15 protein-coding genes and 1 riboswitch are annotated in these 15,419 nt (G+C 63.1%); of the genes, 3 read left to right on the top strand and 12 right to left on the bottom strand.

Translation table 11 applies throughout. From position 1 onward, the window contains the following. Positions 1–39 precede the first annotated feature (39 nt). From leuB to NCS02_RS29215, 5 genes are all read right to left on the bottom strand, one after another. Positions 40–1,110, bottom strand: coding sequence for a 3-isopropylmalate dehydrogenase (gene leuB, locus NCS02_RS29235; protein WP_008346610.1), 1,071 nt, complete (start codon positions 1,108–1,110; stop codon positions 40–42). Between the two features lie 36 nt (positions 1,111–1,146). Continuing rightward, complete coding sequence (gene leuD, locus NCS02_RS29230; RefSeq protein WP_250503912.1) at positions 1,147–1,743, bottom strand: 3-isopropylmalate dehydratase small subunit; 597 nt, start codon at positions 1,741–1,743, stop codon at positions 1,147–1,149. A 1-nt stretch (position 1,744) separates the two neighbouring features. Then, positions 1,745–3,175, bottom strand: a complete 1,431-nt coding sequence (gene leuC / locus NCS02_RS29225; protein WP_250520307.1) for a 3-isopropylmalate dehydratase large subunit — start codon at positions 3,173–3,175, stop codon at positions 1,745–1,747. Between the two features lie 277 nt (positions 3,176–3,452). Further along, the gene (locus NCS02_RS29220) at positions 3,453–4,430 is read right to left on the bottom strand and encodes a GlxA family transcriptional regulator (protein WP_250520306.1); all 978 of its coding nucleotides are present in this window, start codon (positions 4,428–4,430) and stop codon (positions 3,453–3,455) included. Further along, complete coding sequence (locus tag NCS02_RS29215) at positions 4,427–5,002, bottom strand: isochorismatase family protein (RefSeq protein WP_034470174.1); 576 nt, start codon at positions 5,000–5,002, stop codon at positions 4,427–4,429. Before NCS02_RS29215 ends, NCS02_RS29220 begins: the two co-directional genes overlap by 4 nt. Before the next feature lie 211 nt (positions 5,003–5,213). Between NCS02_RS29215 and NCS02_RS29210 the strand changes: the two genes are divergently transcribed. After that, positions 5,214–5,546, top strand: a complete 333-nt coding sequence (locus NCS02_RS29210; RefSeq protein WP_250520305.1) for a hypothetical protein — start codon at positions 5,214–5,216, stop codon at positions 5,544–5,546. 34 nt (positions 5,547–5,580) lie between these two features. Here NCS02_RS29210 and NCS02_RS36360 read toward each other — a convergent pair whose 3' ends face one another. Then, positions 5,581–7,791 carry a hypothetical protein gene (locus NCS02_RS36360; protein ID WP_241814120.1) on the bottom strand — a complete coding sequence of 737 codons (2,211 nt, stop codon included), beginning with the start codon at positions 7,789–7,791 and terminating at the stop codon, positions 5,581–5,583. Positions 7,792–8,193: 402 nt separating this feature from the next. On the opposite strand from NCS02_RS36360, the gene NCS02_RS29200 reads away from it, so the two are divergent. Both NCS02_RS29200 and NCS02_RS29195 read left to right on the top strand, forming a co-directional pair. Then, positions 8,194–8,535, top strand: coding sequence for a YciI family protein (locus NCS02_RS29200; RefSeq protein ID WP_250520304.1), 342 nt, complete (start codon positions 8,194–8,196; stop codon positions 8,533–8,535). 274 nt (positions 8,536–8,809) lie between these two features. After that, on the top strand, positions 8,810–10,168 hold the full coding sequence (locus NCS02_RS29195; RefSeq protein ID WP_250520303.1) for an epoxide hydrolase family protein: 1,359 nt from the start codon (positions 8,810–8,812) through the stop codon (positions 10,166–10,168). An 83-nt stretch (positions 10,169–10,251) separates the two neighbouring features. Here the strand turns inward: NCS02_RS29195 and NCS02_RS29190 are convergent, their stop codons facing one another. The 6 genes from NCS02_RS29190 to NCS02_RS29165 all read right to left on the bottom strand — a co-directional run bounded on the left by NCS02_RS29190 (position 10,252) and on the right by NCS02_RS29165 (position 14,880). Continuing rightward, on the bottom strand, positions 10,252–10,482 hold the full coding sequence (locus tag NCS02_RS29190; protein ID WP_144403629.1) for a hypothetical protein: 231 nt from the start codon (positions 10,480–10,482) through the stop codon (positions 10,252–10,254). A 326-nt stretch (positions 10,483–10,808) separates the two neighbouring features. Continuing rightward, positions 10,809–12,086, bottom strand: a complete 1,278-nt coding sequence (locus NCS02_RS29185; RefSeq protein ID WP_008346592.1) for a curlin associated protein — start codon at positions 12,084–12,086, stop codon at positions 10,809–10,811. 126 nt (positions 12,087–12,212) lie between these two features. Beyond that, positions 12,213–12,743, bottom strand: coding sequence for a hypothetical protein (locus tag NCS02_RS29180; protein ID WP_008346589.1), 531 nt, complete (start codon positions 12,741–12,743; stop codon positions 12,213–12,215). 24 nt (positions 12,744–12,767) lie between these two features. Continuing rightward, positions 12,768–13,700 (bottom strand): CsgG/HfaB family protein, encoded by a 933-nt coding sequence (locus NCS02_RS29175; RefSeq protein WP_250437661.1) that lies wholly within the window; start codon positions 13,698–13,700, stop codon positions 12,768–12,770. Between the two features lie 18 nt (positions 13,701–13,718). Further along, positions 13,719–14,159, bottom strand: coding sequence for a curli assembly protein CsgF (locus NCS02_RS29170; protein WP_008346584.1), 441 nt, complete (start codon positions 14,157–14,159; stop codon positions 13,719–13,721). A 58-nt stretch (positions 14,160–14,217) separates the two neighbouring features. Further along, positions 14,218–14,880 carry a CsgE family curli-type amyloid fiber assembly protein gene (locus tag NCS02_RS29165; protein WP_250520302.1) on the bottom strand — a complete coding sequence of 221 codons (663 nt, stop codon included), beginning with the start codon at positions 14,878–14,880 and terminating at the stop codon, positions 14,218–14,220. A gap of 409 nt (positions 14,881–15,289) precedes the next feature. Further along, positions 15,290–15,389, top strand: a riboswitch (guanidine-I (ykkC/yxkD leader). Positions 15,390–15,419 lie beyond the last annotated feature (30 nt).

Here is a 15,419-nt window from a genome sequence, read left to right as displayed (position 1 = left end):
TGACGCCGCGCTGCCAGCCGGTCCAGGCCGCGATCCGCCCTAAACGACTTCTTTCTGCAAGGCTTCGACCACTGCATCGCCCATGTCACGCGTGCCGACGCTTTGCGTACCTTCCTGATGGATATCGGCGGTTCTGTAGCCGGCGGACAGCACGGCCCGCACGGCCTGTTCGACGCGCTCGGCGGCGTCTTCCATCTCGAAGCTCTCGCGCAGCATCATCGCGAGCGACAGGATGGCAGCAAGCGGATTGGCGATGTCCTTGCCTGCAATGTCCGGCGCCGACCCATGCACGGGCTCGTACAGCCCTTTGCGGTCGTAGCCCAGCGAAGCCGACGGCAGCATGCCGATCGATCCGGTCAGCATGGCCGCGGCGTCCGACAGAATATCGCCGAACAAGTTGCCCGTGACGATGACATCGAACTGCTTGGGCCGGCGCATCAGCATCATGGCGGCGGCGTCGACGAAGAGATGGCTCAGTTCGACGTCCGGATAGTCCCGCCCGACGCGCGTGACAGTTTCGCGCCACAATTGACTCGCCTCCAGCACGTTGGCCTTGTCCACCGAGCACAGCTTGTGGTGACGTCGACGAGCGGCGCGGAAAGCCGCGTGCGCGACGCGTTCGACTTCCGATTCCGAATAGCGCATCGTGTTGAAGCCGACGCGCTCGCCTGCCTCGTTGGTCTCGAAGCCGCGCGGCTGACCGAAATAGGCATCGCCGTTCAGCTCGCGAACGATCACGATGTCGAGTCCATCGACGACTTCCGGCCGCAAGGTCGAAGCGCCGATCAGTTCCGGGAACATATACGCCGGACGGAAGTTCGCGTACAGCGTGAGCGCTTCGCGCAACTGCAGGAGACCCGTTCCGGGACGACGCTCGCGGGGTATCCCTGCTTCGTCCGCGACGCCTACCGCACCGAACAGGATGGCGTCGGCCTTGCGCGCCACGTCGAGCGTGGGCTGCGGAAGGGGCACGCCGTGCGCCCGGATGCCGGCCTCGCCGATGTGCGCCTCCTGGGTCTCTGCATGGGGTGCCACGACTTGCAGCACCTTGAGCGCCTGCGCCACTACTTCCGGACCGATGCCATCACCGGGCATGACTGCAATCTTCATCTGAACTCCTCCAGGTCGTTTTGGAAAGCGCGCGCCTCAATAGGCATCGGCACGATTGCGCTCGAATGCATCGATGCGGTCTCGATGCGAAAGCGTGTAATCGATCTCGTCCATGCCGCGCAGCAGGCATTCCTTCGCGAAGGGCTCCATATCGAAAGGATGCGAAGCGCCATCGGGTAACGTCACAGTCTGCGCGGGCACGTCGATGGAGATCCGGCTGACTGCCCTGCTGCCGAGGCTTTCCAGGAGCGGAAGCACGACGCTCTCCGGCAGCACGATCGGAAGCAGCCCGTTCTTCAGGCAGTTGATGAAGAAGATATCGCCGAAGCTCGGGGCGATCACCGCCCGGATTCCGTAGTCATACAGCGCCCAGACCGCGTGCTCCCGCGAAGAGCCGCAACCGAAGTTGTGGTTCGCCACCACGATGCGCGCCTCGCGAAACGACGCCTGGTTGAGCACGAACTCAGGCTTCTCGGCGCCATCCGGACCGAAGCGCAGCGCACGAAAGAGAAACTGGCCGAAATCGTCGGAGCGGGGTTTTTGCAGGAAGCGCGCGGGCAGGATCTGGTCCGTGTCGCAATCGATGCCGGCGATCGGGACGGCGACCGCATCGAGGTGAATCAGGCTTTCCATTTCATGCTCCCAGGAGACGGCGCACATCGGTCAGACGCCCTGTCACGGCAGCGGCAGCAGCCATGGCCGGACTCATCAGATGCGTGCGCACCCCAGGTCCCTGACGGCCCACGAAATTGCGATTCGAAGTGGAAGCGCAACGCTGCCCGGGCGCGGCGATATCGCCGTTGGTTGCAAGGCACATCGAGCAGCCGGGATAACGCCACTGAAAACCGGCTTCCTTGAACACGCGGTCCAGTCCTTCCGCCTCGGCCTGAGCCCGTACCTCGTGCGAGCCCGGCACGACCCACGCCTCGACGCCAGATGCGATGCGGCGGCCGCGCGCCACCTCCGCCGCGCTGCGCAAATCCTCGATGCGGCCGTTCGTGCACGATCCGATGAACACCCTGTCGATCGCCACGCCTTCCAGCGCCGCGTTCGGAGGCAACCCCATGTAGTTCAGCGCTTTCGACATCGCCGCGCGTCGATCCGGGTCGGCTTGTCGCGCGGGATCGGGAACGCGTCCGTCGATGCCGCAGGCGTATTCGGGCGTCGTGCCCCACGTGACCATCGGGGCGATGTCGGAGACGTCGATGTGTATTTCCCGATCGAAGGGCGCGCCGGGATCGGTGAACAAGTCGCGCCATTGCGACATCGCGCGGTCCCACGCATCGCCATCGGGTGCGTAGGGACGCCCCGCGATGTACGCGAACGTGGTTTCGTCCGGTGCGATCATGCCTGCTCGCCCGCCAGCTTCGATGGTCATGTTGCAGAGCGTCAGCCGGCCTTCCATCGACAGGCCGGAGATCGCGGAGCCCGCGTACTCGATGACGTGGCCCACGGCGCCGGCCACGCCGATCCGGGCGATCACGGCGAGAATCAGGTCCTTGGCGGTGACGCCCGTGCCCGGGCTGCCATCGAGTGTGACGCGCATGTTGCCCGACTTGCGTTGCCACAGGCATTGCGTGGCGAGCACGTGAGCCACCTCGGTCGCGCCGATTCCGAAAGCAAGCGCGCCCATCGCCCCATGTGTCGATGTGTGGCTGTCGGCGCAGACGACGGTCATGCCGGGCAAGCTCAACGCTTGCTCGGGCCCGACCACGTGAACGATGCCGCGACGGGAATCGTCCATGTCGAACAGCGTGATCCGAGACTCGGCGGCGTCGCGCTGAAGCGCCTGAATCATGCCGCGCCGCTCCGGGTCGGCAACCGCGGACAGGTCGTTTGCGACGCTGGAAACGTAGTGATCCGCCGTGCCGAAGATGCGCTCGGGGGAGCGTGGCGTCAGGCCGCGCTGACGCAACAGATCGAAGGACTGCGCGGTGACGTCGTGAATGAAATGGCGGTCGATGAACAACAGATCCTGTCCGTCGTCACGCGACATGACCCGGTGACGGTCCCAGATCTTGTCGTAAAGCGTGCGCGGGCGACCCGCTCCTTGTTCGAGTTGCATCGCTTCGTCTCACTCCGTGAATGCGCCGTTTGCGAACGCTTGCGTATGCTCGGCGGGTCGGTGTTGTGAGAGCATCATGCGCCAGACGCACTGCGTTGTACGTGCTATTTCGGCAAGGCACCATCGTGAAACGCGATGCCGGGGCCGCCCCTGCGGTGGACGACGCGATAGTCGAGGTGCAGCCCCGGCTCTATGCTTGCCAGATTCCGACTGTGGACAGCGGCAAAACGGCAGGCTGGAAGCGGCGAGATATGCCCGGCGGCGGGTTCCGATGCGTTCAGTCGACAGAAGATTCGAGCTCCGAACCGCTGCGAAACCGCGCGGGCGACACGTCGTGATACCGCCGCCACACGCGCCGGAAATCCCGGACGGATGCGAAACCGGATTCCTCCGCCACGCGCTCGATGTTGTAGTCCGACTGCGCGAGCAAGCGCTGCGCGCTCGCCACCCGCAGACTCTGCTGATACTCCAGTACGGTGACGCCCGCGTGCTCCGCAAACAGGCGGCTCAGATGCCGCTGGCTCACATGCGCGGCACGCGCGAGTTCGGCGACGCTCCAGTCGCGCGCAGGGTTTTGCGCGATGGCATCCTGCGCGCGATGCACCGCCGGATGCATGTGATTCCGATGCGCAAGCCACGGCGAAAGCTGCACGTCGTCGCCTGCACGGCGCTGATAGACCACCTGACGGCGTGCGATATCGGCGGCGCGCTCGGCTCCCGCATAGTGCTCGATCAGATACAGCGACAGGTCGATACCCGCGGTGATTCCGGCGCTCGTCAGCACGTCGCCGTCATCGACGAACAGGCAGTCGTATTGCACGCGCGCCGTCGGTTCCGCGCGCGCGAGTTCATCGACGAGTCCGAAGTGCGTGGTGCAGCGCCGTCCCGCAAGCAGCCCCGCGCGCGCAAGCAGGAGCGCGCCGGAACAGATGCTGGCGATGCGCGTGTCTTCGGCCGGGGCGGCTCGAAGCCACTGCGCGACCGTATCGAACGGCGCGTTCGTGCCCGGCTCCGGCGACTCCGTGCTGCCGACGACCATGACGAGACTGTTCCGCGGCAGCCTGTCGGGCAACGGTTCGATACCGTCGATGAAGGTGCCGAGCGACGTCGCCGCGCGCTCGAGCGGGCCGCAGTGATGCAGCGCGAAAGGCCCGCCGGCTTCGGCCGCCATTCGCATCGCCTCGGCCGGGCCGGCATAGTCGAGCATCAGCACGGGCGGCGTCAGCACGAACCATACGGATATCGGCGGAATCATGCAGCTTTTGCCGTGCGCCACGCAGCGAGCGCGTCGTCGGTTGTGGCGATGCGCGCGAAGCGTCCCTGCAGCACGAGTTCCGTATGCGCCTTGATCTCGGACGTCGAGTAGACGCGGCCGCTGATGGCGTGAGTCATCGGAAACGTGAGGGTAGCCTCGGTCACGTAGTCGACGGCATAGCCGATGTCCGAGGCGACTCGCGTCGTCGTCTCGCAGCACTGTTCGGTGCGGATGCCCGCGATCACCAGATGATCGATCTGGCGCCGGCGCAGCCACAGGTCCAGGCCGGTATCGGTGAACGCGTTGTGCGTGTGTTTCTCGAAAACGACATCGGGCGAAGCGGGCAACCAGTCCAGCGGCTTCACAAAGCCCGATTCCTTCTTGAACGGTCCGGCCTTGCCGACGTGGAAGATATGAACCACCGGAACGCCGGCTTCGCGCGCGCCGCGGTCGAGGCGCAGTACGGCTTCCTTGAAAGCCGGCAGATCCGTGTCGGACCAGTCGGGCATGTGGCGAAACGATTCCTGAACGTCGATGATGACGAGAGCGGAACGGCGTTGGTCAGCGGTCATTTTTGGCCTCGATGATTGAACGTGCAATCATCATAATGCCCCGCCAACCGCGCAGGAAAGAGCATTACGCGTCATCTTTGCGGACAAAATCCGCCATCACGAGCCCATAAGTTCGTCGGGCAGCATCGCGAGTATCCATGCCGCTGCGTTGCGACCGGATGCGGCCCGCCCTACACTTGGCTACGCGCATCGCGCGCGGGAGCAACGTGTCATGGTCGAAGTCCTCGTCATTCTCCAGCTATCCATATCGGCCGCCGAGCGCGATGCCGTCATGCGCGCCGCCCCGCCGACGCAATCCATCTCGAACCGCGTATACGTGAGCACCGCGGATGCTTCGGCCGTTCCACGCATCGCGTCGATGCGCGGCGTCGCCAGCGTGCTGACGCACGCGGAATCGTCGGTGAAGCAGTCGAACGGGCTCGACGATACCGAAGCGCTTTTCGTCGATGCATGGATGTCGCGGTTCGGCCAGGTCAAGACGCGCCGTGGCGATCAGCTCGACTGGGACACGCCGCCGATGCAACCGCCCGATCCGAAGCGGTGACGCATCGGCCGCGTGGACCCCTACCCCATCGCGCTCAGGAAACCGATCCGCCTCCGAGTGCTTCCATCGTGAGTTCCGGTTGCGGCGCGGGCGCATCGCCGGGTTGCGGACTGCCGCCGAAGTATCCGCCGCCGAACGCGTTGCCGCCGCCGGCGGTAGGGGTGCGGGTCGCGGTCGAAGTCGACGCGAGGCCGCCGCCGTTCGACGAACCGCCGCCGACGCCCGCGAGCCTGCCCGAATCCGGGGCCGATACCGCCGTGCCCTCGCCGTTCACGCTCCCCATTCCATAGCCCGCTTCCCCTGCCAGCGTGGCTGCGCCGGGACCGCCCTTGCCATCCTCGTAAGAATCGAACGCCGATGCCGATGCGCTCGCCATGCCGCCGTAAGAAGCCGCGACCGATGATGGCGTCGGACTCTGCGCGCCGGAGCCCGGCACCACGTCGAGATCGACGAGCCGCATGCCTTGCGCCGATACCTCTTCCCATTTCGCGACGAAGTGCTGCCAGTCGGCGCCGGACCACAGGTAGTACGCATCCGCGCCGGGCAGCCAGACGCCCGAGAAGCGCTGACCTTGCGCGGACTGCGTAATCTCGATATCGACGAGACGCAGATTCTGCTGGGCGAGCTCCTGCCACTTCGCGACGAAGTTGTTCCAGTCCGCATTGACCCAGAGATAATGACCGCCCGTGCCCTGCCGCCACACGCCGAAGAAGCGCTGCTCGTTGCCCACATCGACGATCTTGAGATCGATGAGACGAAGGTTCTGATCCGCGAGCTGCTGCCACTTCGCGACAAAGCTGTTCCAGTCGGCGTTGATCCAGAGATAGTAGCCATCGTCGCCGGGCAGCCAGACGCCCGAATACAGCAGCGTGCCGTTGACGTTCTGCACTTCGAGATCGACGAGCCTCAACCCCTGGGCGCCCAGCTCCTGCCATTTGGTGATGAAGTCCGCCTGATTCGCGTTGACCCAAAGGTAATAGCCGCCCGTGCCCTCGCGCCAGACGCCGTGGAATCGCTCGGAACCGTTCTCGCGCGTGATCTTGAGATCGGCGAGACGCAGATTCTGCTCCGCGAGTTGCTGCCATTTCGCGACGAAACTGTTCCACGATGCGTTGACCCACAGATAGTGCGCGTCGTTGCCCTGCCGCCATACGCCGGTGTAGGTCTGTGTAACGAGCGGAAAGCCGAGATGGAACGGCGTGTGCACGCACATGTTCCAGGTATTGCCCTTCATCAGACAATCGACGCCGCCCCCTGGCGCGCAATTCGCGCAGTTGGCGTTCGGTTTGAAGTACACGCCCCACGATCCGCCGCAGTTGCAGCCGCTCGCCGCGTATTCGTCCGGCGCGCCGAAAATGTGCCCGCTTTCGTGCGCGAATACGCGGTCGATGTTGTCGGGGCCCCATCCATCGTTGTCGTAGTTCATCACGAGACGCGGGCCGCCGATCGACGCATAAGCAAAATGCCCGAGCGGATACTTGGTGAAGAAGCCGCAATACGTCCAGTCGGTGCCGAGATCGGTGCGCAGCTTTTCGATGTACGCCGTCACCGCGCCCATGCCCGTGCCGTAGCCGAGCTGCGTCATCGCGGGATCGCGCCACAGCGTCTCTTTTTCATCGAAAGTCAGCGTGTCCGCGCCGGGCTGCACCTCCACCGCGACGATCTTGATGTCGTACTTGAAGGTCAAGCCTTCCGGGTTTTGCGTCGCCAGCCAGCTCAGTCCGTTCTGCACTTCGGCGACGACCTTCGTACGCTCGTCCTGCGAAAACTTGAGATTGTCGTTCGGTCCTTCCACGATCACGATTCCCACCGCGACCGAGCCGGTCAGACGCTGGCTCGTCGGCGCGCCCGCCTGCGCCATCGCCCTTTCGGCGCGCTCCCTGGAGTCTTCGGGCGGCGTACACGAATACTGCATTTCCTCGCTGGAATCCCACGATTCGCCCTCGCGCGGACGCGATGACTTCGCGGTCCGATACGCGCTCGATTCGCGCAAGGCGAACGCGTTGTAGCCCAACTGCTCCGTCGCCGACAGCGAGTCGACCACCATCGCGGATGCCTGCAGCGATTCGTACGCCAGCGCCTTTGCGGCGGGTTCCGCCGATTCCTCCATCACGATCACGCGCGAACCGTAGACATGCACGACACGGCGGCTCGATGTGGATTCGGGATGACGCCGCGCCTCGGCGAATGCGCCTGTCTCGGGCAAGATCACGACACGTTCACGAATGTTGATATCACCGGCCATTTCAACCTCCTTTGAAGATATAGGGATTTCCTGGAAGGCCATTGAGTAAGGGGTCTTCAGGAAGCGCGTGTTGAACACGCTCGTCGTCTGCGCGCTATCAGGTCAGCTCGCAGTGATCGGGATGCCGAAGAAATACAGCCTCGATCGAAGGGACGCGCCGTGATACGGCGCCCATGATTCGCGTTCTTCGTCAGAATGGGCGCAACGGTTTTTTGAGGGCCGCATTGCGAAGATCGTCCGCTTACCTTGCAGCGCGCGTTTTTATCGGCACCTTAGGTAAGACGCGTTCGCTCGGCCCGATTGAAAGCCTAGTAATCTTTCGATGCGATTTTTATTCTTTTTTCGCGCCGTTCCAGTGGCCTTTCGACGCGGGAGGCCGACTCACACCCGGAGGATCGAACGATGACGAAGTACCTAATCTCCTTCCCTGCATCGGCGATGCACGTCGCCGATGAAGACATCGACGCGGTCGGCGAAGCGGCACGCGCGGTCATCAGAGAGGCGAAGGAAGCGGGCGTCTATGTGTTCGGCGGCGGTATCAATGGGAACGTGACGCCGCTGATGGTCGCCGCCGACGGCACCGTCACGAACGGGACGTATCCGCAGACGAAAGAGTTCGACGGCGGCTTCTGTGTGCTGGAACTTCCATCGCGCGAAGCGGCCGTCCAATGGGCCGCTGACATCGCCAAAGCCTGCCGCTGTGCGCAGGAACTCCGCGAGTTCGGGTACGACCCGGAGAGCTGACACGCTCAACCAAGTCGACGACTGCCGCCACCTTGTATCGCAACGTATCGGCGGCGGCTGCGGATACGCGCGATTACACAACGCCTCGATTTCGACACGCACGGGATACGTCGGCGCGCTTCAATACGTCCATCGCGCAGCAGTGAGCCGCGCCAGCAGCGGGATTCGACGTATTACGTATGCAACGCGATCCGAGCCGAACGATCGTGTTCGAAGCGCAGTACGCGTGACGGAGTCAGCCGCCGAAATAGCTTTGCCTTCATCAGGAGTTCTCATGTCATATAACAAGACGCTTCCCAAGTCGCCGTCGCGCCGCCGCTTCGTCGAGGTTGCGGCGGCCGGTATCGCAGCGGCATCGCTGAACAAGCTCGCGTTTGCTGAACCGAACTCATCGATCGTCTCAGTCGCGAAGACCGCGAATATCGACAAGGAAGCGATTCGTCCGCTTCGCGTGCATGTTCCCGAAGCGCAACTCACCGATCTGCGCCGCCGCATCAAGGCAACGCGCTGGCCCGAGCGCGAGACCGTTTCCGACGAATCGCAAGGCGTGCCGCTCGCGATGATGCAGGAACTCGCGCGCCACTGGTCCACGGACTACGACTGGCGCAAGTGCGAGGCGAAACTGAACGGCTATCCGAATTTCATCACCGAGATCGACGGGCTGGACATCCACTTCATCCACGTTCGCTCGAAGCACGAGAACGCGATGCCGCTCATCGTCACGCACGGATGGCCCGGATCGGTGATCGAGCAATTCAAGATCATCGATCCGCTGACCAATCCCACGGCACACGGCGCGAGTGCGTCGGATGCGTTTCATCTGGTGATCCCGTCGCTGCCGGGCTATGGCTTCTCGGGCAAGCCGACGGCGACCGGCTGGGGACCCGAGCGCACCGCACGCGCCTGGGTCACGCTCATGAAGCGGCTCGGATACGACAAGTTCGCGGCGCAAGGCGGCGACCTCGGCGGCGTGGTCGCCAACGTGATGGGCAAGCAGGCGCCGCCCGAGTTGCTCGGCATTCACGTCAACTTCCCGGCGACCGTTCCCGCCGATATCGCCAAAGCGCTGCAGGCAGGCGATCCGCCACCTGCGGGCCTCAACGATGAAGAAAAGCACGCGTACGAGCAGCTTGCCAGCGCCGCAAGAAAACGCCGGGCGTACGCGCTGGAAATGGGCACGCGCCCGCAAACGCTCTACGGCATCGCGGATTCGCCGACAGGTCTTGCCGCATGGCTGCTCGATCATGGCGACGGCTACGTGCAGCCTGCGGCGGCGCTGACTTCGGCGGTGTTCGGGCGCGACGTCAACGGCGAATCATCAGGGGCGATGACGCGAGACGACATTCTCGACGACATCACGCTCTACTGGCTGACGAACACGGGTGTCTCGTCCGCGCGCTTCTACTGGGAATCGCACTTCAACTTCCTCGCGGCCGCCGACGTATCGGTTCCCGCGGCCGTGAGCGTGTTCCCGCGCGAGAACTATCAGGCGCCGCGAAGCTGGACGGAGCGCGCTTATCACAACCTCATCTGGTACAACCGGCTCGACAAGGGCGGACACTTCGCGGCGTGGGAACAGCCGGCCCTGTTCGCCGGGGAAGTGCGTGCGGGGTTGAGGTCGTTGCGCACGTAAGCGCGTGCTGGGCCACATCGCAAGACGAACGTTCAGCGCGTCGACGGCATGTCCGCGATCGCATCCCGCTTCGTGATCCACGCCTAATAAGCGATGCGCGTAACCACGCTGAAGGACATATCGTTCTGTTCCAGGCGTGCAGTCATTGCCTCGCGTGCGTCGGCATTGGTCGGAACGTCCAGGTAGCTCTTGCCCGCAAAGCCCGGCTCGAAACTTACTTCGGCTTCGTCGGCAATCGCCTGAAGAATCTCGTGCTCGGCGGATTGAACGAGCTGGTCGTCATCGGTATGGCTTACTGCGAAGCAGGTGAGCATCGTTTGACCCCTTGCGATTGTGCTGTGACGCTGATGCGTCTCGACTGCGAAACGGGCGAGCGCCTGCGTGGCGCACAAGTGCCGACGCATCTATTGTCGCCTCGGATGAGCGGCATGATTACTCGACAAAAAGTCAGTGGTGCCGAGATCGAAACAGGCGGAATACAGTCAGCTTCCTCGTGAATTGCCGGGCTAGAATTTTGGGCTCTTGTACGGCCGATGGCACCGATCGGCCAATTCGCGACATCGCGTGAATGAAACAGCGGCGAGCGGTACTTTCGAACCGCTCGCCGCCCGCCATACCGCCATTCGTTGCGCCGCGTTCCTTACTTCTGAACGACGACAGCCTTGTTGAACGAACCGCCCTGCGTGATCGCAGCCGCATTGCCGATACCGCTCTGAGTCACCGAGCCGTAGTTGGCGTTGCCGATCTGGACGATCGAAGCCGTGTTATACGCACCGGTTTGCGAAGCATCCGCGGAGTTGAAGTAGCCGACTTGCGTCAGCGTCATGTCTTCGTGCGAGCCCGACTGCTTGCCCTTCGCTTCGTTGAAGCCGCCGCCCTGACCGGCCAGCAGCGTCGATTCGAACGCGCCTTGTTGCGTCAGATCCATGTTGTTGTTCGAACCGACCTGCACCGCGGCTGCCAGGTTGCTGCCGCCATCCGTCTGATGAACGGCCGCCGTGTTGCGATCGCCCGCCTGAACGACATACGTGTGATCGTTGGCTTCGCGATACTGATCGACGTATGCCGTGTTGTAGGCCGAGCCGGTTTGCAGGATCGTCGTCGTTTCGTTGGTCGCGTTGCCTTGCGTCACCTGCGCATAGTGCGGTGCGCCTGCGCCGCTCTGGTCGATGGTGGTCGTGTTGCCGCCGCCGTTTTCCGAATGCACTTGCGCGCGGGCGAAGTCGGCCTGCCTGATCGACACGTTGTCGCCGATTTCCGAAACCTGCTCGATCTTGCCGTCGTTATGATCGCCGATCTGATCGATGCGAGCCGAGTTGTAGCCGCCATTCGTCTGCGTCACCGTCGCGATGCCGTTCTTGTTGCCTTGCAGGATGTCGACGCGGTTGCCGATCGTCGTCGTCTGCGTGACCGTCGCTTTTGCGCCGTCGCTCACGCCTGCCGTCTTGCCGGTGCCTTGATCGATGTTGACCGTGTTCCAGCTCGAGCCGGTGCGATTGATGGTCGCCGAGTCGTTCTTGCCGAATTGCGTGACCGTGTCCTTGTCGTACGACGAAGCCGTCTGCGTCACGTTCACCGTGCTGTTGCTGCCCGTTTGCTTGATGGTGGTCTTTTCACCGATCGCCTGCTGCTGCGTGAGCGTCGCGCTCAGCTTCGATTCGCCCGAAACGCGTGCCGCGTTTTGCTGGATGTCGGTCACGTTGGCGCCGCCGTTGCTCGAAGTAACGGTCGCGCTCGAACCGTCGCCGTTCTGCTGGACCTTCACGCGGTCATGGCTGGACGCCGTCTGCGTCACGCCAGCAGTGTTGCCGTTGCCGTACTGCTCGACGATCGCGCCTTCGCCGACCGACGCTGCAAAAGCCGACGTCGATGCCAATGCTGCCAGACCCATAGCGATGATGATTGCCTTCACTTTCATTTTTATGCCTCGTTGACTTGATGTTTTTTGCACGTAGATTCGTAACCCTAACGGACGTCAACCCCCGCTGACGCCCGGCCCTGCACACTCACACACCTACCTGTACTGCGTGGTCTCCTCGCCTGCCTACTTCATCAGAACCGCAGCCCGGGCGCCGCCCGTCTGCGTAACCGATAATCCTGAACCGTTCCTGCTCTGCAAGATCGAAATCTCGTTGTTGTTGCCAAGCTGCGTCACCGACGACGACATCGAATTCCCGACCTGCGTGACCGTTGCTTCGTTACCGCTGCCGTTCTGCATCGCGATCGACCGGTTGTACTGACCCGACTGATATCCGGCGTAAAGATTGGCGGCGCCGCTTTGCTGAAGCACGGTCCAGTTGTCGTTGCCGGCCTGCGCCGTCGCCGCCGCGTTCGCGATGCCGATCTGATTGGCCATCAAGCCGTTATGTCCGGCCTGAATCGCGTCGAGACGATTACCCTGGCCGTGTTGCGACACGCGAGCGACTTGCGTCGCGCCGCCGAAGCCCGGTTCCGGCGGACCGAAATCCGAGACCGACGACAGGTCCGCCGCATACACCGCGAGCGAGACGACCGCGCCGAGCGCCGCGCACACAGCGACCTTCGATGCGCGCATTGGCGCACGCGATGCTTTCATGCTGATCTCCTTCGCTGAGACTGATTAACTGCCGATGGTCTTCGGCGGATCGATTCTCACCGGGCTATACGACGGATTCACGTCTTCCATCGTCTGCGCGTAGCCCTGGTTTTCCTGCAGATATCGCTGCATCGTCGGGTCGTACCAGTCCTTCGTGTCCTTGAGCGCCCACGACTGGTTCGCGACGCCTTGCACGATCAGATGCACGAGCGCCGATTCGATCGCTTCGTTCACGCACAGCTGCTGCGGCTCGTTGCGCGTCATGCCGGCTTCGGCCTGCAACAGATCCTTGAAGCCGATGAAGCGATACACGCCGGTATCGACCTGAATCGAATAGATGGTCTTGGTCGTCGACACGCTGTTGAGTATCGTGCCGTTGCGGATATCCACGGCGCGCAGGTTCACCGTCACTTGATCCACGCGATATTGTTGGGATGCCGAAATACCCAGATACGCGATGCCCGCGCCGCCCGTGCGAATGTTCGTGTCGTAACCGACGATGCCGCCTTCCAGCACGATGCTCGCCGGTGCGAGCGCGCCGATCTGCGGTATCGCGTTCTTTTTGTCGTCCGGCGTTTCCAGCGCGCGCATGATCTTGCGTTCGGTCAGGAGGTCCTGAAGGTTTTCGCGCTCGACGGGCGTGAACCAGCCGGAATCGCGCATCGCCTTCACGAGAAACGAAGCGCCGCCCTGCGTCACCTGCGACGAGAACGAGCTGTCCGGCGACGGCTTGTACTGGCCCGTCAGATCGCGAAAACCGTACACGGCCGCGACGATGCGCCCTTTCGGCGGCGGCAGGTGCGTGAGGTCGCGCGTCACGCGCGTCGGCGGCGTGAGCGTCGCGTTGCCCGCCGAAGGCATCGGCGTCGTGACGCAGCCGGTCAACAGCATCGTTGCAAGGAGCGTGGCGCCCAGTGCCGCGCGCGTCGCCAGTGTCGTGATAGCTTCTTTGTTCATGTCGTATGCGCGCTCGCGTTACTGTCCGTTGCCGACGACGAAGGTCGTCGAGGCACCCGTGGTCTTGTCGGTCGTCGTCACTTGCAGATTGCCGCCGGTAACTTGCGTGATCGCGATCGAGAAGTTGCCCGTGTTGATCGTGCCGGGATGCAGCGTGCCGTCCGTGCCGACGATCGAGCTCGATATCGACGACGCGACGCGCGACAGAATCGCCTGCTGCAATTGCGTGTTGAACTGGTCGAGCGTGGACTGGCTGCTCGTACCGAGGTTCTCCGTCGACGGATCCTTGTACTTGTTCTGCGCGTTCGCCTCGTTGAGCAGATTCGTCCCGTTCAGCGGATTGCCGCCGAAGTTCGGATTCACCGGTTCATACACAAGCGATGTGGCTTGCGCGGCGATAACCGGCATCGCAAGCGCGCAAGCGAGCAACGCGCGTTTCAAGAGCGCATTCGTTTTCATTGCGGTTTCCCCGTATTTTTTGGCCTTACTGCATCGATTTTCTTATGATGCGATTTTTTTATAGTTCGTCCATCGCCATGTCGGCGTCGCGGAACAGCAGACGGGTCAGGTCCGCCTGCATCACGTTCTGAAAGGCGATCTGCGCCGCGCCTTCGGCAATCGGCTTCACGTTCGAGCGCGCAATCGGCAGGAACGCCTGGAACACGCGACGCTGGCCGTACTCCACCCACACGAGACTGCCGTAGCGCGGCGACGGCCGCTCGTGCACCGAAACGATGTAGCGCTCGGACAGCGGGATGGCGCCCCAAGCCTGCGCGAACCAGGTGTAGAAGTCCTGCCCCGCGAGCGTCACCGTGTCGGTCGTGACCACGCCGCCGAGCGTATCGTCGAGCGCTTGCTTGCCTTCGATATCGACGGTGCGCGAGCGTGCCGTGCCGGCGAGGGTGGCGCTCTTGTCGAGCGACGATGCGGCATTCACCGTGCCGCGCGGCGTGAGAGGCGCGCCATTGGCGGCCGGCAATTCGCCGGTGTTGCCGACCGGACCGGGCGTCGGCGTGCTGGGCAGCGAGATGAGCGGTTGAGCCTGAGACGCCGTGTTCACGTGCGCGGCCGGCTGCGTTTCCGCATCCTGCGCATTCGCATTGATCGCGCCGATCGAAACCCCGATGCACACTGCGATGACCCGCCCTTTGACAGGCGCGTTGTTCTTCTCACGCTGCATAACTTCCCCGTATGTCTTTGGCCGCTATGGTGCTGCCTTCAGACGGTCTGTTTTAAACGCTTCGTTTTTATTTGTACGACGAGACGGATTCTCCGTAATAACCGGTAATGGCTATGTTGTCCGCGCCACATTCATGCCAAGAAAATCGCGAGCAACGACGCATCGGCTAAAAGCGTTGCGCCGATGTTTTCGCGCGTCTACCGAAGGAAACGTTTGCTGGCAACCAGGGACGACGCCCGATGTTGGTGCAGCCGATACATCAAACGTGCGCCGCTTTCACCGCGGATGGGCAATGCGCTCCGTCCGAACCTGCGCAACGCCGCCAGCAGCCATAAAAACCGTTGGCACGATTCCCGCTTAGAGGGGATGGCAAGGAGCCGGCGCATCATCCGGTTCATCGAACAATCTGGAAATGGACGGCTAGGGTTCCGGTCTGCTTCACGCGGATGCTGGTCCGAGAGCTGTCGACCTCAGGCGAGGTTACACGGCGGGATAAAAGCCCGGGAGAGAACGCGATGAGTCGCGCTGCTCCCTTGCCG

It is taken from the genome of Caballeronia sp. NCF2 (assembly GCF_023631205.1).
Taxonomy (GTDB): Bacteria; Pseudomonadota; Gammaproteobacteria; order Burkholderiales; family Burkholderiaceae; genus Caballeronia; species Caballeronia zhejiangensis.
The sequence above is the reverse complement of the archived record's forward strand: the minus strand, read 5'-3'. Positions and strand labels throughout refer to the sequence as shown.